Annotated in this window: 22 protein-coding genes; 7 read left to right on the top strand and 15 right to left on the bottom strand. The window is 70.7% G+C overall.

Annotated features, from left to right (window positions below; all coding sequences use genetic code 11):
- Nucleotides 1-23: 23 nt before the first annotated feature.
- The 3 genes from KKZ08_RS30695 to KKZ08_RS30705 form a co-directional block, all read right to left on the bottom strand.
- The gene (locus KKZ08_RS30695; RefSeq protein ID WP_223777518.1) at nt 24-407 is read right to left on the bottom strand and encodes a hypothetical protein; all 384 of its coding nucleotides are present in this window, start codon (nt 405-407) and stop codon (nt 24-26) included.
- Nucleotides 408-591: 184 nt separating this feature from the next.
- Nucleotides 592-1,161, bottom strand: a complete 570-nt coding sequence (locus tag KKZ08_RS30700; RefSeq protein ID WP_223777519.1) for a hypothetical protein — start codon at nt 1,159-1,161, stop codon at nt 592-594.
- Nucleotides 1,162-1,344: 183 nt separating this feature from the next.
- Nucleotides 1,345-2,418, bottom strand: a complete 1,074-nt coding sequence (locus KKZ08_RS30705; RefSeq protein WP_223777520.1) for a hypothetical protein — start codon at nt 2,416-2,418, stop codon at nt 1,345-1,347.
- Between the two features lie 180 nt (nt 2,419-2,598).
- Here KKZ08_RS30705 and KKZ08_RS30710 point away from each other — a divergent pair, with 180 nt between their 5' ends.
- The 7 genes from KKZ08_RS30710 to KKZ08_RS30740 all read left to right on the top strand — a co-directional run bounded on the left by KKZ08_RS30710 (nt 2,599) and on the right by KKZ08_RS30740 (nt 8,773).
- Nucleotides 2,599-3,000: a MarR family winged helix-turn-helix transcriptional regulator gene (locus KKZ08_RS30710; protein ID WP_223779254.1), complete on the top strand. Its 402-nt coding sequence runs from the start codon at nt 2,599-2,601 to the stop codon at nt 2,998-3,000.
- A 68-nt stretch (nt 3,001-3,068) separates the two neighbouring features.
- The gene (gene mgt / locus KKZ08_RS30715; protein WP_223777521.1) at nt 3,069-4,286 is read left to right on the top strand and encodes a macrolide-inactivating glycosyltransferase; all 1,218 of its coding nucleotides are present in this window, start codon (nt 3,069-3,071) and stop codon (nt 4,284-4,286) included.
- Between the two features lie 206 nt (nt 4,287-4,492).
- The gene (locus tag KKZ08_RS30720; RefSeq protein ID WP_223777522.1) at nt 4,493-5,485 is read left to right on the top strand and encodes a CDP-alcohol phosphatidyltransferase family protein; all 993 of its coding nucleotides are present in this window, start codon (nt 4,493-4,495) and stop codon (nt 5,483-5,485) included.
- Between the two features lie 350 nt (nt 5,486-5,835).
- A complete protein-coding gene (locus KKZ08_RS30725) occupies nt 5,836-7,044 on the top strand; it encodes a S8 family peptidase (protein ID WP_223777523.1) in 1,209 nt (402 codons plus the stop codon).
- A 73-nt stretch (nt 7,045-7,117) separates the two neighbouring features.
- A complete protein-coding gene (locus KKZ08_RS30730) occupies nt 7,118-7,669 on the top strand; it encodes a DUF1697 domain-containing protein (RefSeq protein ID WP_223777524.1) in 552 nt (183 codons plus the stop codon).
- Nucleotides 7,662-8,030, top strand: coding sequence for a DUF4440 domain-containing protein (locus KKZ08_RS30735; protein ID WP_223777525.1), 369 nt, complete (start codon nt 7,662-7,664; stop codon nt 8,028-8,030). Before KKZ08_RS30730 ends, KKZ08_RS30735 begins: the two co-directional genes overlap by 8 nt.
- 110 nt (nt 8,031-8,140) lie before the next feature.
- Nucleotides 8,141-8,773 (top strand): DsbA family protein, encoded by a 633-nt coding sequence (locus KKZ08_RS30740; RefSeq protein ID WP_223777526.1) that lies wholly within the window; start codon nt 8,141-8,143, stop codon nt 8,771-8,773.
- Between the two features lie 13 nt (nt 8,774-8,786).
- Here KKZ08_RS30740 and KKZ08_RS30745 read toward each other — a convergent pair whose 3' ends face one another.
- The 12 genes from KKZ08_RS30745 to KKZ08_RS30800 form a co-directional block, all read right to left on the bottom strand.
- Entirely contained in the window at nt 8,787-9,317 is a 531-nt protein-coding gene (locus KKZ08_RS30745) for a GNAT family N-acetyltransferase (RefSeq protein ID WP_223777527.1), read from the bottom strand.
- A gap of 43 nt (nt 9,318-9,360) precedes the next feature.
- Complete coding sequence (locus KKZ08_RS30750) at nt 9,361-10,218, bottom strand: hypothetical protein (RefSeq protein WP_223777528.1); 858 nt, start codon at nt 10,216-10,218, stop codon at nt 9,361-9,363.
- Nucleotides 10,219-10,229: 11 nt separating this feature from the next.
- Nucleotides 10,230-10,994 (bottom strand): sirohydrochlorin chelatase, encoded by a 765-nt coding sequence (locus KKZ08_RS30755; RefSeq protein ID WP_223777529.1) that lies wholly within the window; start codon nt 10,992-10,994, stop codon nt 10,230-10,232.
- 6 nt (nt 10,995-11,000) lie between these two features.
- Nucleotides 11,001-11,939, bottom strand: a complete 939-nt coding sequence (locus KKZ08_RS30760; protein ID WP_223777530.1) for an ABC transporter permease — start codon at nt 11,937-11,939, stop codon at nt 11,001-11,003.
- Nucleotides 11,926-12,717, bottom strand: coding sequence for an ABC transporter ATP-binding protein (locus KKZ08_RS30765; protein ID WP_223777531.1), 792 nt, complete (start codon nt 12,715-12,717; stop codon nt 11,926-11,928). The genes KKZ08_RS30760 and KKZ08_RS30765 overlap by 14 nt, the downstream gene beginning before the upstream one ends.
- A 36-nt stretch (nt 12,718-12,753) precedes the next feature.
- Entirely contained in the window at nt 12,754-13,857 is a 1,104-nt protein-coding gene (locus KKZ08_RS30770; protein WP_223777532.1) for an aliphatic sulfonate ABC transporter substrate-binding protein, read from the bottom strand.
- 264 nt (nt 13,858-14,121) lie between these two features.
- Entirely contained in the window at nt 14,122-15,474 is a 1,353-nt protein-coding gene (locus tag KKZ08_RS30775) for a GTP-binding protein (protein ID WP_223777533.1), read from the bottom strand.
- A 2-nt stretch (nt 15,475-15,476) separates the two neighbouring features.
- Nucleotides 15,477-16,415, bottom strand: a complete 939-nt coding sequence (gene cysD / locus KKZ08_RS30780; protein ID WP_223777534.1) for a sulfate adenylyltransferase subunit CysD — start codon at nt 16,413-16,415, stop codon at nt 15,477-15,479.
- 91 nt (nt 16,416-16,506) lie between these two features.
- Entirely contained in the window at nt 16,507-17,076 is a 570-nt protein-coding gene (gene cysC / locus KKZ08_RS30785) for an adenylyl-sulfate kinase (RefSeq protein WP_223777535.1), read from the bottom strand.
- A complete protein-coding gene (locus KKZ08_RS30790) occupies nt 17,073-17,789 on the bottom strand; it encodes a phosphoadenylyl-sulfate reductase (RefSeq protein ID WP_223777536.1) in 717 nt (238 codons plus the stop codon). The genes cysC and KKZ08_RS30790 overlap by 4 nt, the downstream gene beginning before the upstream one ends.
- Nucleotides 17,786-17,965, bottom strand: coding sequence for a hypothetical protein (locus KKZ08_RS30795; protein ID WP_223777537.1), 180 nt, complete (start codon nt 17,963-17,965; stop codon nt 17,786-17,788). The genes KKZ08_RS30790 and KKZ08_RS30795 overlap by 4 nt, the downstream gene beginning before the upstream one ends.
- On the bottom strand, nt 17,962-19,659 hold the full coding sequence (locus KKZ08_RS30800) for a nitrite/sulfite reductase (RefSeq protein ID WP_223777538.1): 1,698 nt from the start codon (nt 19,657-19,659) through the stop codon (nt 17,962-17,964). Before KKZ08_RS30800 ends, KKZ08_RS30795 begins: the two co-directional genes overlap by 4 nt.
- Nucleotides 19,660-19,704 lie beyond the last annotated feature (45 nt).

The raw sequence follows: 19,704 nt of genomic DNA on the forward strand, positions 1-19,704 counted from the left end.
GACGACCGGCCTGGCCGCCCCGCTCAGTCGCGCGTACGGACGAAGATGTCCTGGTCCCCGTTGGTGTCGTCCGGCACCAGCTTGTCCGAGCTGGAGTTGAAGGCGATGTGGCGCGCGTCCGGGGTGATCACCGGGTCGAAGGCCGTTTCCCTGTGGGCGGCGACGGGATCGCTCACGACGCTTGTCGTGCGGGTCTCGCGGTCGCGCGCGTAGATGGCGGTCTGGTCGTCGTCGAAGCCGGGCACCAGCTTGTTCTGGCTGCTGTAGAAGAAGACGTACTGCGCGTCTGCGCGCGTAGATAGACCGCTCTCCTCGGTGCCGTCGTCGGTCACGTTGGCGCGTTCGGTGGTCCGGGTCTGGAGGTCTCGGACGAAGAGGTCCCGGCTCGTGTTCGTGTCGTTCGGCACCAGGTTTGCGGCATCGGACTCGAAGGCGACATGGCGGCCGTCCGCGCTGATGGCCGGATCGTAGACCGCCCTGTCCGCGTGGGTACGGATTGGGACGATACAAAGACGTCCGTCTCGCCGTTGGTGTCCCCCGGGACCAGGTTCGTGTCGCCGGACGTGAAGGCGATCCGCCGCGCGTCGGTGCTCAGCGCCGGGGCGTCGCCGTGGAAGGTGCCGAGCCTGCGGCCGGTGCGGGTCTCCATGTCGTACAGGACGAGACCGCCCTTCGCGTGGACGGTGTGGGAGAGATAGCGGCCGTCGGGGCTGAACGACTGGTGGGTCGCGACGGACGGTGGTCCGGGCTTGGGGTCCAGGTGTCACCCGGGACGAGGTTGTCCGCGTTCGACCCGAAGACGACGTAGCGGCCGTCCGGGCTGATGGCGAGTCCTGTCCCCGAGGCCTCACCGGACGCCTGGCCTCCCGAGCCGGACACGCTCACGCGCTCGGTCGTCCTCGCCTGCCGGTCCCTGACGAACACGTCGAGGGAGCCGTTCGTGTCCCCGGGGACGAGGTTGGCCGCCGTCGAGGTGAACGCGACGTACCTCCCGTCGGAGCTGATGGCCGGAGCGTCCGCGCGCCACTTGACCTCGTCCGCCTGCGTGCCGTCGCCGGCGACGTTCACCCGCTCGAAGCCCGCGGTGCCGGGGGCGTCGGCGGCCGACACCGGTGCCTGTCCGGCGCAGGCCAGCACCACCGCGAGGGCGGCGGCCCCCACGCCCCACGTCCTCGTTCTTCCGCGGCGTACGTGTAAAGGTCGTATGGACACGGTCACTCCCTGGGTCTGCCGGGCACGCACTGCCGTGCCCGACGCGGCTGTCGGACAGCGGCAGCGTGACGTACGCGCCTGACGGGGCCCTGATGTGACCGGTGAGGTGAGGCGGGGGTGTCGCCCGGGGCGTCACACTCCCACCGACTCCTCCATCTCCTCCTCCTGGTCCGCCCGGTCCGCCTCGCGGGCGGCCGCGACAGCCGCCCCGCGCCCGCGCCGCTCCCAGAGCCCCGCGACGCCGACGAGCAGCACCCCGAGCGCCAGCCAGCCGGCCAGCGTCCAGACGTGCGAGCCGAGGTCGTGGCCGCCGAAGTAGAGGTGGCTGCGGACGCCCTCGACGAAGCCCGCGCCGTTCCAGAACGCGTGCAGCGAGCCGAAGAAGCCGTTCTGCAGCTCGGGCCGGAACAGACCGCCGGACGTCGTGAAGTTGAGCATCACGAACAGCACCATCATCGTCAGCGTCGTCCAGCGCTTGAGGAAGGTGTGGAGGCCTACGCCGATGAAGAGGACCCCGGCCGAGTAGAGCCAGCACATCGCCCACACGCCCCACAGGCCCTGGTGCGCCAGGTGGAAGATCGGCCCCGCGAGCGCGGCGCCGATCAGGCTCACGGCGAAGGAGACCCCCACGACCAGCCCCGCACGGGCCCGCATCCGCAGCCCGGCCCCGGCGGCGCCGAGCACGGCCACGGAGGCGTACGAACCGATGCTGACGGCGACGAGCAGGAAGAACAGGCCCTGCCCCGTCGGGTCGTCGGCGACCGGCTTCGCCACATCGGTGACCTTCAGCGGGGCGCCCTGCTCGGCCGCGAGCGGCGTGAAGATCTTCTGCGCCGCCAACGCGCTCATGTCGGATCCGGCGGAGGCCACGATCAGCTCGGGCGTCCTGGCGTCGGGCACGAAGGCCCCGGCGATGTCCAGGGACTTGAGCGCGTCGACGGCGTGCTCCCGGTCGGGGAGGGTGCGTACATCGAGCGCGTCGCCCGCCTTGTCCTCGACGGTCTGCGCGAGGACCTTGGCCTGCGGGCCCGAGCCGACGACCGCGATAGGCATGTCGTTCGGCTCGGGTGTGACGAAGGCGCCCATGTAGGCGAGGCCCATACCGAGGCACATGAGGAGGGGCGTCACCAGGTGGAGGAGGACGTGGCGCAGGACGTCGCGTGTTCGGGGGGCGGCTGCGGCCGCGGCTTCCGCGGTGGCGGACATGGAGCACTCCGGTTCGGTTGGTCGGGGCAGATGAGCAAGACAGATGGTTGGTATATGCAACCCTCTTCTATGTTGTACTCTACAACCATCTAGGGAGAGGGAGAAATCGTGACCGATCGAGACAGGTCCGGGCCGGCGGCCGGGGCGCGGGGCGACTCCATCGAGATCATTCAGCGCGAGATGACGGCCTTTGCCCGGCGGGCGCGCGCCACCGCTGCCCGGATGCACCCCGAGCTCTCGCTCGTCTCCTTCACGCTGCTCGGTCATCTGGAGCACCAGGGCGGCTGCCGGGCCACGGATCTGGCCGCGCACTACACCCTCGACAAGTCGACGATCAGCCGACAGGTGGGGGCGCTGGAGAAGGCCGGGCTCGTCGAGCGGCGGCTCGACCCGGCCGATCACCGGGTGCACGTCCTGCACCTCACCGAGCGCGGCCACGAGGTGCTGGCGCAGGTCGGCGCCGCCCGCAGGGTGGCGTTCCAGGAGCGGCTGGCGGACTGGAGCGGGCCCGACCTGTCGCAGTTCGCGGAGTATCTGCTGCGCTACAACGAGGCCGCGGAGCGCGAGGCGGGCGTCGAGTAGGGGGAGGGGGCGGCAGTGGGATGCGAAGTGGATTGCACGAGACGTCTCGTCTCGTTTAAGATCGGTGCATGACCCCGCCTCGCCCCGCCCACATCGCCATGTTCTCGATCGCCGCCCACGGGCATGTGAACCCGAGCCTCGAAGTCCTCCGGGAACTCGTCGCCCGCGGTCACCGCGTCACGTACGCCATCCCGCACGTCTTCGCGGAGAAGGTCGCCGAGACCGGCGCCGAGCCCAGACCCTACGAGACGACCCTGCCGTCACCGGACGACGACCCGGAGGCCTGGGGCACGGAACTGGTCGACAACCTCGAACCGTTCCTCACCGACGCGATCCACGCCCTGCCGGAGCTGGCCCGTGCCTACGAGGGCGACGAACCCGACCTCGTCCTGTACGACATCACGTCCTACCCCGCGCGCGTCCTGGCCCGCCGCTGGGGCGTCCCCGAGATCTCCCTCTCACCGAACCTCGTCGCCTGGGACGGATACGAGGAGGAGGTCGCCGAGCCGACGAAGGCGCAGCTGAGGGCCTCCGAGCGCGGCCGTGCCTACCTGGCGCGCTTCACCTCCTGGCTCGCGGAGAACGGCATCACCCAGGGCCCCGACTCCTTCGTCGCCCGGCCCCCGCGCTCCCTGGTGCTGATCCCGAGGGCCCTCCAGCCGTTCGCCGACCGGGTCGACGGGCGCGTGCACACCTTCGTCGGCGCCTGCCAGGGCGAGCGCGCGGAGCAGGGGGAGTGGGAGCGGCCCGCCGGTGCGCGCAGGGTGCTGCTCGTCTCGCTCGGTTCGGCCTTCACCAAACAGCCCGACTTCTACCGCGAGTGCGTCAAGGCCTTCGGGGGCCTGCCGGGCTGGCACGTCGTGCTCCAGATCGGCAAGCACGTCGACGCGGGGGAGCTCGGTGAGGTGCCGGCGAACGTCGAAGTGCACCGGTGGGTGCCGCAGTTGGCGGTCCTGCGGAAGGCGGACGCGTTCATCACGCACGCCGGCGCGGGCGGCAGTCAGGAGGGGCTCGCCACCGCGACACCGATGGTGGCGGTGCCGCAGGCCGCCGACCAGTTCGGCAACGCCGACATGTTGCAGGGGCTCGGCGTCGCCCGTCATCTGACGAGGGAGGAGGCGACCGCCGAGGCGTTGCGCGAGGCGGTTCTCGCGCTGGTCGAGGATCCGGAAGTCGCCCGCAGGCTGTCCGGGATCCAGGCCTCGATGGCGGCGGAGGGCGGCACCCGGATGGCGGCCGACCTCATCGAGGAGGAGCTGGCGAAGGCGCGGGCCGAGCGGTCGTGACGTGACGCTCCGTGACGTGGTTCGAGGTTCCACTCATTCGATAACACTCTGGTAACGCACCAATGTCCTGGAATGGCCATTGACTTGCTCCGAACAGTTGACCGTTACCCCCGGTGAAAGGTTGCACTCCGTAGATCTTGTTCCTTGGGCGAATACTTCCCTAGCGTGAAATGAACTTTCGTCGAACGCCAGGAAGTTGACCCCACATGCGTCGAGACATACCGCCCCTCGCCGAGGTGCGTCGCATCACCCAGAAGAAGCGCGACGCGTGGTGGACCGTGTTGCTTGTCGACCCGGTCGCCACGCCGCTCGTGCGGTTCACCGCGATGCGTACGAGAATCACGCCCAACCAGATCACGTGGGGCGCGTTCCTTCTCGGTCTCGGCTCCGCCGCGTGCTTCGCGTTCGGCGACTGGAAGTGGCTCGCCCTCGGCGCCGTCATCTACCACCTGAGCTTCATCCTCGACTGCATGGACGGCAAGGTCGCCCGTCTGACCGGGCAGGGCTCGGTCTTCGGCGCCTGGCTCGACTTCGTCTTCGACCGCATCCGCGTCATGGTGTGCGGCGTCGCCCTGATGGGCGGCCAGTACGAGCGCACCGGCGACACCCTGTACATCTGGCTCGCGCTCGTCGTGGTGGCGCTGGACACCCTGCGGTACATCAACTCGCTGGAGATCTTCAAGATCCGCCACTCCATGCGCAAGCAGATCAAGTCGCGCATGAGGGCCGCGCGACGCGCGCAGAACCAGGCGGAGCTCGCCTTCATGGAGGACCTGCTGCGGGACAACCCCTCGGCGGACATCGAGCAGGACCTCCAGCGGGCCGCGGGCGAGGCCGCCTACGACCCGCAGGAGCCCGTGGCCACCGGTGTCGACGGGGAGGCGGCACCGGTGGCCCCCAAGCCCCAGGTGATCGACCTGCACCAGGAGTTCCGGCAGAAGTTTCCGGCCTACCTGCGGGCCCGCTCCTTCCTGCTGCGCCACCGCATCCGCGCGCACCTGGTGAGCGGCATCGAGTTCCAGATGGGCGTCTTCATGATCGGCCCGCTCTTCGACGTCGTGGTGCCCGCGACGATCGTGTCCGGCGCGCTGCTGCTCGTGTTCGAGCTCGCCATCATCTACAAGCTGCTGCTCTCGACGAGGGACTTCACTCGGACCATCGACTCCTTCGAGGAGAAGAAGGTGCCGGTCGCGGCCTGACCGCACGGGCCGGTACGACGCCGGGCGGGCCGGGGATTCCCCCGGCCCGCCCGGTGTTGCGTATGGGGTGCAAAACGCTTGCTGTTACCTGGAGTTGGGGTGGGTGGGTCCCCAGATGTCCGTTCCGTCATGCCGGGGCCGGTTTGTTATTACAGAACCTTGTTGAACAAGTCACAGCTGCATGAAGGTATTGATCTGCGCGCGTCAATCGGTCAGGGTTTCGTCCCAACACCCGGAGATCTTCCGGGCGTCAGGGCGCGTCGCGACGAACTTGTCGCCGTGGCACAGCTCTGGCAAGACAGCTGAATACCCCCCACACCCCCCACACAGCACTGAGGAGACCCCTCTTCATGGCAACACACAAGCGCGCTCGCACGATGAAGCTCACCGCCGCGATAGCCACCGCCGCCACCGCGGTCGGTGTGACGGTCTTCGCCACCTCGTTCGCCGGAGCGGCCACCCCCGCCGAGGGCAAGGTGTACGGCCTGGACGCCAAGGGCGCCGTCGCCGGCAGCTACATCGTGATGCTCGACGAGAAGGTGAACAAGGACGCCAAGTCCGACCTCGCCGAGGAGTACGGCGGCGAGCTCAAGCGGAACTACTCCTCCGCGATCAATGGCTTCTCCGCCAAGGGCCTGACCGAGACCGAGGCCAAGCGCCTGGCAGCCGACCCGGCCGTCGGCAAGGTCGTCCAGTCGAAGAAGTTCACCATCGACGCCACCCAGGACAACCCGCCGTCGTGGGGCCTGGACCGCATCGACCAGGCGGACACCGCGGCCGACAAGAAGTACACCTACCCGGACGCGGGCGGCGAGGGCGCCACCGCGTACGTCATCGACACGGGCGTCCGCGTCAGCCACAAGGACTTCGGCGGCCGCGCCGTCTCCGGCTTCGACGCCGTGGACAACGACGACAACGCCGACGACGGCAACGGCCACGGCACGCACGTCGCCGGCACCATCGCCGGTGACGCGCACGGCGTCGCCAAGAAGGCGAAGATCGTCGCCGTCCGTGTCCTGGACGACCAGGGCTCCGGCACCACCGAGCAGGTCGTGGCGGGCATCGACTGGGTCACCAAGAACCACCAGGGCCCCTCCGTCGCCAACATGAGCCTCGGCGGCGGCGCGGACGAAGCGCTCGACGCGGCCGTCCAGAAGTCGATCGCCTCGGGCGTCACCTACGCGGTGGCCGCCGGCAACGAGTCGGCCGACGCCTCCCAGGGCTCCCCGGCCCGCGTGCAGGAGGCCATCACCGTCGCCTCCTCCACCAAGGACGACGCGCAGTCCGACTTCTCCAACTTCGGCTCCGCCGTGGACATCTACGCCCCGGGCTCGGACATCACGTCCGCCTGGAACACCGGTGACGACGCCACCAACACCATCTCCGGCACGTCGATGGCGACCCCGCACGTCGTGGGCGCCGCCGCCCTCTACGTCGCCGCCCACCCGGACGCCAAGCCCGCCGACGTCGCCAAGGCCCTGACCGACGGCGCCACCCCGGACAAGATCTCCAACCCGAGCGAGGGCACGCCCAACAAGCTCCTGAAGGTCGTCGAGTGATCCTCGCCGCCCGCTGAGCCGCGGCCGCCGTGCCCACCCCCACGGGGCACGGCGGCCGCTCTATCGTGTGCGCATGGTGACCAAGAGATACGCGGCGCTGCTGCGCGGCATCAACGTGAGCGGCCACAAGAAGGTGCCGATGGCCCAGCTGCGCGCGCTCCTGGAGGGGCTCGGGCACGGCGGCGTACAGACGTACCTCCAGAGCGGCAACGCCGTCTTCACCGCGGCCCGGGGCGACGAGGTCTCGCTCGCCGCGGGACTGCGGGCGGCGATCGAGGAGGAGCTCGGCTTCGCCGTCGACGTGCTGGTGCGCGACGGCGCGTATCTGCGGGCGGTGGCGGACGCCTGCCCCTTCCCGGCCGCCGGACTCCAGGGCAAGCAGCTCCACGTCACCTACTTCTCCGCGCCGGTCGACGCGGCCCGCTTCGCCGCCATCGACCAAACCTCCTGCCTCCCCGAGGAATTCAGACTCGGCGACCGCGCACTCTACCTGTACGCACCCGACGGCCTCGGCCGCTCCAAGCTCGCCGAACAGCTGTCGCGGCCCGCCCTGACCAAGGGCCTCGTCGCCACCACCCGAAACTGGAACACCGTCACCCGGCTCGTGGAGATGACCCGTGACTGACCGCACCCCCGCCGTGGAAGCCGCCATCGAGGGCGAGCTGCGCCTCCTCGACCCGGAGGTGCGCGCCTCGCCCGCTCTCTTCGAGGCGCTGCTGCACCCCGAGTTCACCGAGTTCGGGGCCTCCGGGACGCGCTGGGACCGGAACTCGATCGTACGGGTCCTCACGGCCGCGCCGGCGCCCGCGAGCCGTCCCACGACGACCTCGCACATGCGCGGCGTCCAGCTGGCCGACGACGTCGTGCACCTGACCTTCGACACGGACGACAACGGCCGCCGGGCGCACCGCAGTTCGCTGTGGCGGCGTACGGAGGACGGGTGGCGGCTCTGGTTCCACCAGGGGACGCTGTTCACCGAAGAGTGAGAGCGCGGGCTCGTACGCGCACGAGAGGTTCGGCAGCCGCAGAAGTGGCCCATAGGGACAGCCCCGCAATGGCCCACTGGCGAGCGCCACTCGCTGGCTAATGTCCCGGCATGACCAAGACAGCCGTGCCACTGGACTCCCGCGCCCGCGTCGACTTCTACTTCGACCCGGCCTGCCCCTTCGCCTGGATCACCTCACGCTGGATGCTGGAGGTCGAACGCCACCGCGACCTCGACCTCCGCTTCCACGTGATGAGCCTGTACTTCCACAACGCCGGCAACGACCTGCCGGACTGGTACCGGGATCTGGTCGACCGCTCGCTCGGCCTCACGCGGATCGCCGCGGCCGTCGCCGAACGGTACGGCGAGAAGACCCTCCGCGACCTCTACACCGCTTTCGGCACCCGGATCCACCAGGACAAGAACGAGGACTACCAGGAGGTCGCCGCGACGTCCCTGGCCGAGCTGGGCCTGCCGGGCGAACTGGCGGCCGCGGCGGACGACGCGGCCGGCGACGAGGCGCTGCGCCGCAGCCACGACGCCGGCAAGGACCCGCGGGCCGACGGCTACGTCGGTACCCCGACGATCCACGTCGACGGCACCGCCTGGTTCGGCCCCGTGCTGCGCGCGATCCCGCGCGGCGAGGAGGCGGCCCGGCTCTTCGACGCCTTCCGGGTCCTGGCGGGACACCCGGACCTCTTCGAGCTGAAGCGCACCCGGACGGGCGGCCTCGACTTCTCCTGAGGGCGCCGCCGGTTCAGCCGCCGGCGGGCGGCGCGGCGGGCAGCCGGGAGGTGAGCAGCAGGGTGGTCCTGCCGTTGTCCTCGGGCACGGCGCGGCCCTGCGTGTAGCCGAGGCGCTTGAGGACGGAGAGGGAGGCGGTGTTCTCCGAGTCCACGGTCGCGTGCACCTCGGCGAGCCCCAGCGCCTCATGGCCGTATGAGGTCAGAAGCCGCGCCAGCTCGGTCCCGAGTCCGAGGCCCCAGCTCTCCCGGGTCAGCCCGTAGACGATCTCGTGGCCGTCGAGCCAGCTCTCCGGAGAAGGCTTGATCTCGGCGTGCCCGACATAGCGCCCCTCGTACCGCACCGCCCAGACGGGGAAGCGCTCCTCGGCATAGATGAGGCTGAATATCCGCCCGAACAACGCCCGGTCCTCGGCAGCGCTCTGCACCCCGTCCCCGAACCAGCGCCCCACGGCCTCGTCCTGGAACAGCGCGACGAAATGTGCCTCGTCGGCGGCGACATAGGCCGAGAGCGAAAGACGTTCGGACCGCAGTTCGGGTGTCATCCGCGAGACGGTAGGGGGCGGGGGCGGGCGGGGGCAAGCGGTTTCACCCCACCACCCGCGGCAACCCGATCGGATTGGGGAACGGCACGATGCCGGAGTTCACGATGGCGCGGGCCGCCGGGTGGAGGGCGGTGAGGAGGGTGTCCGTGGTGGGCTTGGGAAGGGGGCGCAGGAGGCGGTCCGTCAGGCGGTCCGTGTCGTCCTCTATCAACTCGCGTTCCGTCAGGCCCCGTTCCGTCACGCGGCCCGCCGTGTCGAGCAGGCCGCGGCCGCGCAGGCGGTCCGCCGCCGTCTGCCACTCCTCCTCCGTCCAGCCGCGGTCCTGGCGGATGCGGGCCGCGTCCACCCTGCCGGTCGCGGCGGCCAGGGCGAGGGCCTCGCGGGCGTCCAGGCCGTGGTCGGCGAGGACCGCGATGTGGGCGTCGCCGCGGAACTCCCGTACGCAGGTGACCAGTTGCCATAGGCGCTCCACCGGGTCCACGCGGTCCGTCAGGTCGCGGTTGGCGGCGAAGAGCGGGCGGGCCAGCGGTGGAGCCTCCTCGACCAGGGCCGTCAGTGGTCCGTTCGCCGCCGTGGTCAACACCGCGATGTCCGGGACCAGTTGGCGCAGCGCGCGGGCCGTGAGGCGGGCCCGCTCCTCGACGACGCGGTCCGGCGAGGCGTACTCCCAGGCCGAGGGGAGGGCGCGCGCCACCATGCCCGGTGCGAAGACGCCGAGCGCCGCCGAGGCGACGCCGGGCCCCACGCGGCCCATCGGCGCGGTGCGGGCGGCGAAGTACCCCATCCAGAAGCCCTTGAGGCCCACCGCCCGGCCGAGGCCGCGGCAGCGCTCCTCGAAGTAGATCACCGCGTGCAGGGGTTCGGTCCGCAGCCAGAGCGTGCGGGAACGACTCGGGGTCATGGACCCACAAGCTAGGCCAGTGCGGGAATCCGCGCCAGAGGAGCAACAGGGCAGGTGTCCGGCGCGTACGCCTCTTCGTAGCGCCGCACGAGCAGCCGCGCCACCGCCGGTGCGGGGCCGAGCACGTCCGCCAGTACGTCGGCCCCGGCGGCGCCCCGCGCGATGCGGTCCGGCAGGAAGCCGGGCGCGAGGACGTAGGGGGCGACGGCCACCCGCCGTACCTCCGGTACGTCCCGCAGCGCGCGCACGGCGTCCTCCGTGCGCGGCAGAGATGCGGAGGCGAACGCAGGCCGCACGGCGCACCAACCGGTGTGCCGCCACTCCCGCGCGATGTCAGCGATCACTGCGATCGCCTCCGGGTCGGAGGACCCCGCCGAGGCCAGCACGACCCCGGTCGAGGACTTGTCGGCGGGGTCGAGCCCCGCCTCGTACAACCGCTGCTCCAGGGCCGAGAGGAGGAGCGGCGACGGGCCGAGGACCGCCGCCCGGCGGATGCGCAGACACGCGGGGGCCTCGCGCAGCACCGCGGGGATGTCCGCCTTCGCGTGGAACGCGCGCGTCAGGAGGAGGGGAAGCGCCACGACGTCCCGTACGCCTTCGGCCGCGAGCCGGTCCAGCACGGCCGGTACGGAGGGTGTGTCGAAGTCGAGGAAGGCCGTCTCCACCCGCAGCCCGGGGCGCAGCGACCGTACCCGGCGCGCCAGCGCGTGCACGGTCGCGGCGTGCCGCGGGTCGCGGCTGCCGTGGGCGATGACGAGAAGTACGGGACGTCGCATGGCGGGTCAGCTCTTCACGAGGAGCCCGCGGCCGCGCAGCACGCGCCGCTCCAACGGGCTGAAGATGAGCAGATCGATGGCGATGCCGACGATCAGGATGAGGAAGATGGCGAGGAAGATCATCGGCATGGAGCTGGCGTTGCGGCCGTTCTCCAGGAGCTGGCCGAGGCCCACGCCCAGCTCCGGCGACGACGCGATGATCTCCGCGGCCATCAGGGAACGCCAGGAGAACGCCCAGCCCTGCTTGAGCCCCGCCAGATAGCCGGGCAGCGCCGCCGGGAGCACGATGTGCCAGGTGTGCCGCAGCCCCGTCGCGCCGAGCGTGCGGCCCGCGCGCAGGAACAGCGGCGGCACCTGGTCGACGCCCGACACCAGGCCGTTGGCGATGGAGGGCACCGCCCCGAGCAGGATCACCGCGTACATCATCTGGTTGTTGAGGCCCAGCCACAGCACCGCGGGCGGCACCCACGCCACCGACGGCAGCGACTGGAGACCGGAGAGGATCGGTCCGATCGCGGCCCTGATGAACCGCACGCGGGCGACGATCAGGCCGAGCGGCGTACCGATCGCGAGGGCGAGCAGGAAGCCGAGCAGGCCGCGTGAGACGGACGTCCAGATGTAGTCGAGGAGCGTGCCCTGCAACCACGCCGTGCGCACCTCGTCCCACACCGCGGACGGCGAGGGCAGCTTGCTCGGGTCGTCGACCACCTTGAAGGAGACCAGCACCTGCCAGACCACCAGGACCAGCAGCACCGCGGTGAGCGGCGGCAGCACCTTCTGCGTCAGGACCTGGCGCACCGGCGTGCGGGTGGGCCCCGCGGTCGTCTCCAGGGCGTCGAGGCCCGCCTCCAGGCCGGCGAGGTCCTGGCCGTCCTCCTTCACGGGCGTCCCGCCGGGCGGACCGACCGTCTCACTGACCGGACCGGACGTCTCAGTGCTGGCCATGGCGGCGGATCTCCCCACGCAGTTGTTCGGTGATCTCGACGGACAGTTCCGCCACGGCGGAGTCCTCGATGCGGCGCGGGTGCGGAATGCCGACCTGCCACTCGTGCGCCACCCGGCCGGGACGCGACGAGAGGAGCACGACGCGCTGGGCGAGGCGCACGGCCTCGCGGACGTTGTGCGTGACGAAGAGGACGGAGACGTTCGTCTCGCGCCAGACGCGGGTCAGCTCGTCGTGCAGCACGTCGCGGGTGATCGCGTCGAGCGCCGCGAACGGCTCGTCCATCAGCAGGAGCCGGCTGTCCTGCGCCAGGGCCCGCGCCAGCGCCACGCGCTGGCGCATGCCGCCGGACAGTTCGTGCACCCGCTTGCGGTACGCGCCGTGCAGCCGGACGAGTTCCAGCAGCTCCTCGGCCTTCGGGCGGCGCTCCGCCTTCGGTACGCCGCGCAGCTTCAGGGCCAGTTCGATGTTCTTGCCCGCGGTCAGCCACGGGAAGAGCGCGTGCTCCTGGAACATCAGGGCCGGACGGCCGTCCGTCGTGATGGCGCCCGCCGAGGGCTTGTCGAGCCCGGCGACCAGATTGAGCAGCGTCGACTTCCCGCACCCCGAGGCCCCGAGGAGGGTGACGAACTCGCCCGGCGCGACATCGAGCGAGATGTCGTCGAGGACGAGCTGTGACCCGGCGGGTCCGGCGAAGGACTTCGAGACGTGCTCGATCCGGGCGGCGTGCGTTGTCGCGGTGCGGATGTCCTCCGCGGCCTTGGCGAGAGTGGTCGCCATGGTCGTCACCTCCTGGGAACTCGGCTTCTGGACGGGCTACTTGACGCCGAGACCGGCGTCGTCGACCGGGGGCCTGCCCTCGGCGCGCAGGACCTTGTTCAGCGGACGGAGGTCGTAGATGCCCCGCAGGTCCGGCTTCTCCAGCAGGCCGGCCTTGACCGCGTGGTCCGCCTCCGCCTCCAGCGTGGCGGCCAGCGGGTCGTCGGTCGTGGTGATGGACGTCCACGCCGGGTCGAGCACCTCGGCGGGCAGGGCCTTGCCGGAGTCCGCCTCGAGCTGGGCGTTCGCAGCGGCCTTCGCCTTGTCCGGGTTCTTCTCGATCCAGGCGTTGGTCCGCACGGCGCCGCGCAGCACGGCCTCGACGACCTTCGGGTGCTCGTCGAGGAAGCTCTGCTTCACGATGATGTTCGTGATCACGAACTTCTTGTCGGGCCACAGGTCGGCCTCGTCGAGGAGGACCTTGCCGCCCTCGGCGACCAGCTTGGACGCGGTCGGCTCGGGCACCCACGCGCCGTCGATGGAACCGGACTTGTAGGCGTCCGGGGTGATCTTGTTGTCGGTGCGCACCACCGACACGTCGCCCTTGCCGCTCTGCGCGTCGACGTCCCAGCCCCGCTCGGCGACCCAGTTCAGGAACGCCACGTCCTGGGTGTTGCCGAGCTGCGGCGTCGCGATCTTCTTGCCCTTGACGTCGTCCAGGGACTTGATCTTCTTGGGGTCCACCACGAGCTTCACGCCGCCGGAGGCCGAACCGCCGATGATGCGCAGGTTCTTGCCCGCGGACTTGGTGTAGCCGTTGATGGCGGGCGACGGGCCGATCCAGCCGATGTCGATCGAGCCCGCGTTCAGCGCCTCGATCTCCGAGGGGCCCGCGTTGAACTGCGAGTACTTCGCCTCCGTACCCCCCAGCTCCTTCTGGAACAGGCCCTCGCGGTTGCCGACCAGGGCGGTGGCGTGCGTGAGGTTCGGGAAGTACCCGATCCGCACGCTGTCCAGGCCGTCGATCTTCTTCGCACCCGCGGCGATCTTGGACTTGTCCTCGTCGACGGAGGCCTCGGAGCCGTAGCCGCAGGCGGCGAGTGTCAGGGCCAGCAGCGGCAGCGCCAGCAGGGCGGCGCGTCGGGTACGTGGTGCAGGCACGGGAGGTCTTCCTCTCGTCGGCCCGGGCGCACGCCGTCAGGTCGTGGCCGGGAGGTCGGCAGGTCTTCGTCTTCGCGTACGTCGTACGGGGCCACCCCTCAAGGCGGGGTGGCCGTGGGCGCGCAGGCGGTGCGCGTGCACCGCCCCCGCCGCAGGCGTCACGCCGCACATCGCGCGACCCCGCCCTGCCCGCTGCCGAGGGCGCCGCTGCCGATGCGGCCGCCCTCCTTCGCGAAGGTCGAGAACATGTCGGTGCGGGCCATGTCAGAAGTCCCAGCCGTCGTCGTCGGAGGCCGGGGCGGCCTCTTCGGCGGCGGTGGCGAAGGCCTCGCCCGCCATGCCCGCCGCGAGCGTCGTGCCGTCCGCCGGGTCGATCAGGAGGAACGACCCGGTGCGCCGCGAGTCCGCGTACGCGTCGAGCGCCAGCGGCTCGGCGGTACGGACCTTCACGCGCCCGATGTCGTTGGCGACGAGCTGCCCGGGCTCCGGGTGCTGGGACAGGTCGTCCAGGGTCAGCCGGGAGGGGATCTCCTTGACGATCGCCTTAACCGTGCGGGTGGTGTGCTTGAGCAGCACCCGCTGGCCGACGTTCAGCGGCGTGTCGGCGACATGGCAGACCGTCGCCTCGATGTCCTGCGAGGTGGGCGGCGTGTCACCGCTCGGCACGATGAGGTCGCCCCGGGAGATGTCGATGTCGTCCTCCAGGAGCAGGGTGATGGACTGCGGCGTCCACGCCACGTCCACCGCCTTGCCAAGGAGGTCGATCCCGGTGATCTTCGAGCTGCGGCCCGAGGGCAGGACCGTCACGGACTCGCCGACGCGGAAGGTGCCGGCGGCGATCTGCCCCGCGTAGCCGCGGTAGTCGGGGTGCTCGGCGGTCTGCGGCCGGATCACGTACTGCACGGGCAGCCGCGCGTGGCAGGAGGTCAGGTCGTGACTGACCGGGACCGTCTCCAGGTGCTCAAGGACGGTGGGGCCGCCGTACCAGTCCATGTTCGCGGACGGCTCGACGACATTGTCACCGGCGAGCGCGGAGATGGGGATCGCGGTGATCTCCGGGACGCCCAACTCGCCCGCGTACGCCGTGAATTGCTCGGCGATCCCGGCGAAGACCTGCTCGTCGTACGCGACCAGGTCCATCTTGTTGACGGCGAGGACAACGTGCGGCACGCGCAGCAGGGCGGCGACCGCGGCATGGCGGCGGGTCTGCTCGATGACGCCGTTGCGGGCGTCGACCAGGACGACGGCGAGGTCGGCCGTGGACGCGCCGGTGACCATGTTGCGGGTGTACTGCACGTGGCCCGGGGTGTCGGCCAGGATGAACCGGCGCCGGGCGGTGGCGAAGTAGCGGTACGCCACGTCGATGGTGATGCCCTGCTCCCGCTCGGCGCGCAGGCCGTCGGTGAGCAGCGCCAGGTCGGGCGCGTCGGCGCCGCGGCTGGCGGACACGCGCTCGACGGCCTCCAACTGGTCGGTGAGGACCGACTTGGAGTCGTGCAGGAGGCGGCCCACCAGGGTGGACTTGCCGTCGTCGACGGACCCGGCGGTCGCGAAGCGCAGCAGTGTGGTGGCCGACAGGTCACCCAACTGCTCCGCGGTGGCGGTGGTGTTGCTCATGGTTAGAAGTACCCCTCGCGCTTGCGGTCTTCCATCGCGGCCTCGGAGAGCTTGTCGTCGGCCCGGGTGGCCCCGCGTTCGGTGAGGCGGGAGGCGGCGATCTCGGCGATGACGGCGTCCAGCGTGGTGGCGTCCGAGTCGACGGCGCCGGTGCAGGACATGTCGCCCACGGTGCGGTAGCGGATCAGCCGCTTCTCGACCCTCTCGCCGTCCTTCGGGCCGCCCCACTCGCCGGCGGTCAGCCACATCCCCGAGCGCTTGAACACCTCCCGCTCGTGCGCGAAGTAGATTTCGGGGAGTTCGATGTTCTCGCGGGCGATGTACTGCCACACGTCCAGCTCGGTCCAGTTGGACAGCGGGAAGACGCGGACGTGCTCGCCGGGGGCGTGGCGGCCGTTGTAGAGCTGCCACAGCTCGGGGCGCTGGCGGCGCGGGTCCCACTGCGAGAACTCGTCCCGCAGCGAGAACACCCGCTCCTTGGCGCGGGCCTTCTCCTCGTCGCGGCGCCCGCCGCCGAAGACCGCGTCGAACTTCTCGCTCTGGATCTTCTCGGTGAGCGGCACGGTCTGGAGCGGATTACGGGTGCCGTCGGGGCGCTCGCGCAGCTTTCCGGCGTCGATGTACTCCTGCACGGACGCGACGTGCAGCCGCAGCCCGTGCCGGGCCACCGCCCGGTCGCGGTACTCGATGACCTCGGGGAAGTTGTGCCCGGTGTCCACGTGCAGCAGCGAGAAGGGGACCGCCGCCGGGGCGAACGCCTTCAGCGCCAGGTGCAGCATGACGATGGAGTCCTTGCCGCCGGAGAAGAGGATCACCGGCCGCTCGAACTCGCCCGCCACCTCGCGGAAGATGTGCACCGCCTCGGACTCCAGGGCGTCCAGGTGGCTGAGGGCGTAGGGGCTGCTGGTGCCCTCGCCGGGCGTCGTGGCGACGGTCGTCATGCTGCACCCCTTTCGTTCGCTTCTGCGCCTGCACGGCGCAGAGGCGCGGGCCTCGTGGTCGTCAGCGGCCGGGCGGCCGCGCATGCGTCGCTCACAGGACACCCCTCTCGGTGAGCAGCGTGTGCAGGGCCGCGGCGGACTCCCGCACCGTCTGGTCCTGCGACTCGATGCGCAGATCGGGCGAGACGGGCTCCTCGTAGGGGTCGTCGACCCCGGTGAGCCCGGATATCTCACCCGCTGCCTGCTTGGCGTACAGGCCCTTCACATCGCGTACGGAACAGACCTCGACCGGCGTCGCGACGTGCACCTCCACATACGCGGTGCCGTTCGCCTGGTGGCGCTTGCGGACCGCCTCACGGCTGTCCGCGTACGGCGCGATGACCGGCACCAGCGCCAACACGCCGTTGCGGGCGAGGAGTTCGGCCACGTAGCCGATGCGCTGCACGTTGGTGTGCCGGTCCTCGCGGCTGAAGCCGAGGCCCGCCGAGAGGAACTCGCGGATCTCGTCGCCGTCGAGGACCTCCACGCGGCGGCCCTCCTCGCGCAGGCGGCCCGCCAGTTCGTACGCGATGGTCGTCTTGCCGGCGCTGGGCAGGCCGGTGAGCCAGACGGTGGCTCCGCTCACGTGGTTCTCCTGAGTCTCTTGCTCTGCCGCGGTCATCCGTGGATCCCGCACTCGGTCTTGGCGTTCCCGGCCCAGCGGCCGGCCCGCGCGTCCTCGCCCTCCAGCAGACGGCGGGTGCACGGAGCGCAGCCCACCGAGCCGTAACCGTCCATCAGGAGGGGGTTGGTGAGCACGCCGTGCTCGGCGACGTACGCGTCGACGTCCTCCTGCGTCCAGCGGGCGATCGGCGAGACCTTGACCTTCCGGCGCTTCTCGTCCCAGCCGACGACCGGCGTGTTCGCGCGGGTCGGCGACTCGTCGCGGCGCAATCCCGTGGCCCATGCGGCGTATGGTGCCAGACCCTCTTCGAGCGGCGTGACCTTACGCAGTTTGCAGCACAGATCCGGGTCGCGGTCGTGCAGCCGCGGACCGTACTCGGCGTCCTGCTCGGCCACCGTCTGACGAGGCGTCAGCGTGAGGACGTTGACGTCCATCACGGCCTCGACGGCGTCGCGGGTGCCGATCGTCTCGGGGAAGTGGTAGCCGGTGTCGAGGAACACGACGTCGACGCCCGGCATGGCCCGCGAGGCGAGGTGCGCGACGACCGCGTCCTCCATCGAGGAGGTCACGCAGAACCGCTTGCCGAAGGTGGCCGCCGTCCACTGGAGGATCTCCAGGGCGGAGGCGTCCTCCAGGTCACGGCCGGCCCGCTCGGCGAGCGCCTTCAACTCCTCGTCCGTACGCTGTTCCTTCTGCTGAGTGGTCGTCATGACCCGTCCCTTCCACCGTCGGTGCGCTGAACGCCCCGGGCGAGCAGCCCGAGGAACTTCAGCTGGAAGGCCCGATTGCACGCCGCGCATTCCCACGCGCCGTGCCCGGTCTCGTTCGGACGCAGATCCTCGTCGCCGCAGTAGGGGCAGTGGAAGGGGGCCGCGCGCTCGCTCATGTCAGGGCCTCCTCGTCGGCGCGGGCGGCCCACGTGGCGAACCGCTCGCCGTCCGCGCGCTGCGCCTGGAAGCGCTTGAGGACCCGCTCGACGTAGTCGGGCAGTTCGTCCGCGGTGACCTTCAGACCGCGGACCTTGCGGCCGAAGCCGGCGTCGAGGCCGAGCGCGCCGCCCAAGTGCACCTGGTAGCCCTCGACCTGCTTGCCGTCGTCGTCCAGGACCAGTTGGCCCTTGAGGCCGATGTCGGCGACCTGGATGCGGGCGCAGGCGTTCGGGCAGCCGTTGATGTTGATGGTGATCGGCTCGTCGAACTCCGGGATGCGGCGCTCCAGTTCGTCGATGAGCGAGGCGCCGCGCGCCTTGGTCTCGACGATGGCGAGCTTGCAGAACTCGATGCCCGTGCAGGCCATCGTGCCGCGCCGGAACGGCGAGGCGTTGACCTTCAGGTCGAGCGCCTCCAGGGCGGAGACGAGCGGGTCGACCTGGTCCTCGGCCACGTCGAGCACGATCATCTTCTGCTCGGCGGTGGTGCGCAGCCGCCCCGAGCCGTGCGCCTCGGCGACCTCGGCGATCTTCGTGAGGGTGGCGCCGTCCACGCGGCCGACGCGGGGCGCGAAGCCGACGTAGAAACGGCCGTCCTTCTGCCGGTGCACGCCGAGGTGGTCGCGCCAGGTGCCGGCGGGCTGCTCGGGCGCGGGCCCGTCGGTGAGCTTCCGCTTCAGGTACTCGTCCTCCAGGACCCGGCGGAACTTCTCCGGGCCCCAGTCGGCGACGAGGAACTTCAGGCGGGCGCGGTTGCGCAGCCGCCGGTAGCCGTAGTCGCGGAAGATGCCGATGACGCCGCCGTAGACGTCCGGTACGTCCTCCAGCGCCACCCAGGCGCCGAGCCGCACGCCCAGCTTCGGGTTGGTGGAGAGGCCGCCGCCGACCCAGAGGTCGAAGCCGGGGCCGTGCTCGGGGTGGTGCACGCCGACGAAGGCGACGTCGTTGATCTCGTGCGCGACGTCCAGCTGCGGGGAGCCGGAGATCGCGGTCTTGAACTTGCGCGGCAGGTTCGAGAACTCGGGGTTGCCGATGAAGCGGCGCTGGATCTCGTCGATCGCGGGGGAGCCGTCGATGATCTCGTTCTCGGCGACACCGGCGACCGGCGAACCGAGGATGACGCGCGGCGTGTCACCGCAGGCCTCGGTGGTGGAGAGCCCCACGGCTTCGAGCCGCCGCCAGATCTCGGGGACGTCCTCGATGCGGATCCAGTGGTACTGCACGTTCTGCCGGTCGGTGAGGTCGGCGGTGCCGCGCGCGAACTCCTCGGAGATCTCGCCGATGACGCGCAGCTGCTCGGTGGTCAGCCGCCCGCCGTCGATGCGCACGCGCAGCATGAAGTACTCGTCGTCCAGCTCCTCCGGCTCCAGGATCGCCGTCTTGCCGCCGTCGATGCCGGGCTTGCGCTGGGTGTAAAGACCCCACCAGCGCATCCGCCCACGGAGATCGTTCGGGTCGATGGAGTCGAAGCCACGCTTCGAGTAGATCGTCTCAATACGTGTCCGCACATTGAGACCGTCGTCGTCCTTCTTGAACTGCTCGTTCCCATTGAGCGGCGTGAAGTGACCCACGGCCCACTGGCCCTCGCCGCGGTGACGGCTCGCCTTGCGGCGGGGCGTGGCTGGGGCGGGCTTCTCTGGCGTGGCGGGCATGGGTCTACGTCCTTTAAGGCAGCGGAAAAGCGGCTCTCTGACCTG

It is taken from the genome of Streptomyces sp. 135 (assembly GCF_020026305.1).
In the GTDB taxonomy this organism is placed as follows: domain Bacteria; phylum Actinomycetota; class Actinomycetes; order Streptomycetales; family Streptomycetaceae; genus Streptomyces.

Bases quoted from the DNA above. Each gene is read 5' to 3' on its own strand.
- KKZ08_RS30705 (WP_223777520.1), bottom strand. From the start codon at position 2,418: ATGTCCGCCACCGCGGAAGCCGCGGCCGCAGCCGCCCCCCGAACACGC.
- KKZ08_RS30710 (WP_223779254.1), top strand. From the start codon at position 2,599: ATGACGGCCTTTGCCCGGCGGGCGCGCGCCACCGCTGCCCGGATGCAC.
- mgt (WP_223777521.1), top strand. From the start codon at position 3,069: ATGACCCCGCCTCGCCCCGCCCACATCGCCATGTTCTCGATCGCCGCC.
- KKZ08_RS30720 (WP_223777522.1), top strand. From the start codon at position 4,493: ATGCGTCGAGACATACCGCCCCTCGCCGAGGTGCGTCGCATCACCCAG.
- KKZ08_RS30725 (WP_223777523.1), top strand. From the start codon at position 5,836: ATGGCAACACACAAGCGCGCTCGCACGATGAAGCTCACCGCCGCGATA.
- KKZ08_RS30730 (WP_223777524.1), top strand. From the start codon at position 7,118: ATGGTGACCAAGAGATACGCGGCGCTGCTGCGCGGCATCAACGTGAGC.
- KKZ08_RS30740 (WP_223777526.1), top strand. From the start codon at position 8,141: ATGACCAAGACAGCCGTGCCACTGGACTCCCGCGCCCGCGTCGACTTC.
- KKZ08_RS30745 (WP_223777527.1), bottom strand. From the start codon at position 9,317: ATGACACCCGAACTGCGGTCCGAACGTCTTTCGCTCTCGGCCTATGTC.
- KKZ08_RS30750 (WP_223777528.1), bottom strand. From the start codon at position 10,218: ATGACCCCGAGTCGTTCCCGCACGCTCTGGCTGCGGACCGAACCCCTG.
- KKZ08_RS30755 (WP_223777529.1), bottom strand. From the start codon at position 10,994: ATGCGACGTCCCGTACTTCTCGTCATCGCCCACGGCAGCCGCGACCCG.
- KKZ08_RS30760 (WP_223777530.1), bottom strand. From the start codon at position 11,939: ATGGCCAGCACTGAGACGTCCGGTCCGGTCAGTGAGACGGTCGGTCCG.
- KKZ08_RS30765 (WP_223777531.1), bottom strand. From the start codon at position 12,717: ATGGCGACCACTCTCGCCAAGGCCGCGGAGGACATCCGCACCGCGACA.
- KKZ08_RS30775 (WP_223777533.1), bottom strand. From the start codon at position 15,474: ATGAGCAACACCACCGCCACCGCGGAGCAGTTGGGTGACCTGTCGGCC.
- cysD (WP_223777534.1), bottom strand. From the start codon at position 16,415: ATGACGACCGTCGCCACGACGCCCGGCGAGGGCACCAGCAGCCCCTAC.
- cysC (WP_223777535.1), bottom strand. From the start codon at position 17,076: ATGACCGCGGCAGAGCAAGAGACTCAGGAGAACCACGTGAGCGGAGCC.
- KKZ08_RS30790 (WP_223777536.1), bottom strand. From the start codon at position 17,789: ATGACGACCACTCAGCAGAAGGAACAGCGTACGGACGAGGAGTTGAAG.
- KKZ08_RS30795 (WP_223777537.1), bottom strand. From the start codon at position 17,965: ATGAGCGAGCGCGCGGCCCCCTTCCACTGCCCCTACTGCGGCGACGAG.
- KKZ08_RS30800 (WP_223777538.1), bottom strand. From the start codon at position 19,659: ATGCCCGCCACGCCAGAGAAGCCCGCCCCAGCCACGCCCCGCCGCAAG.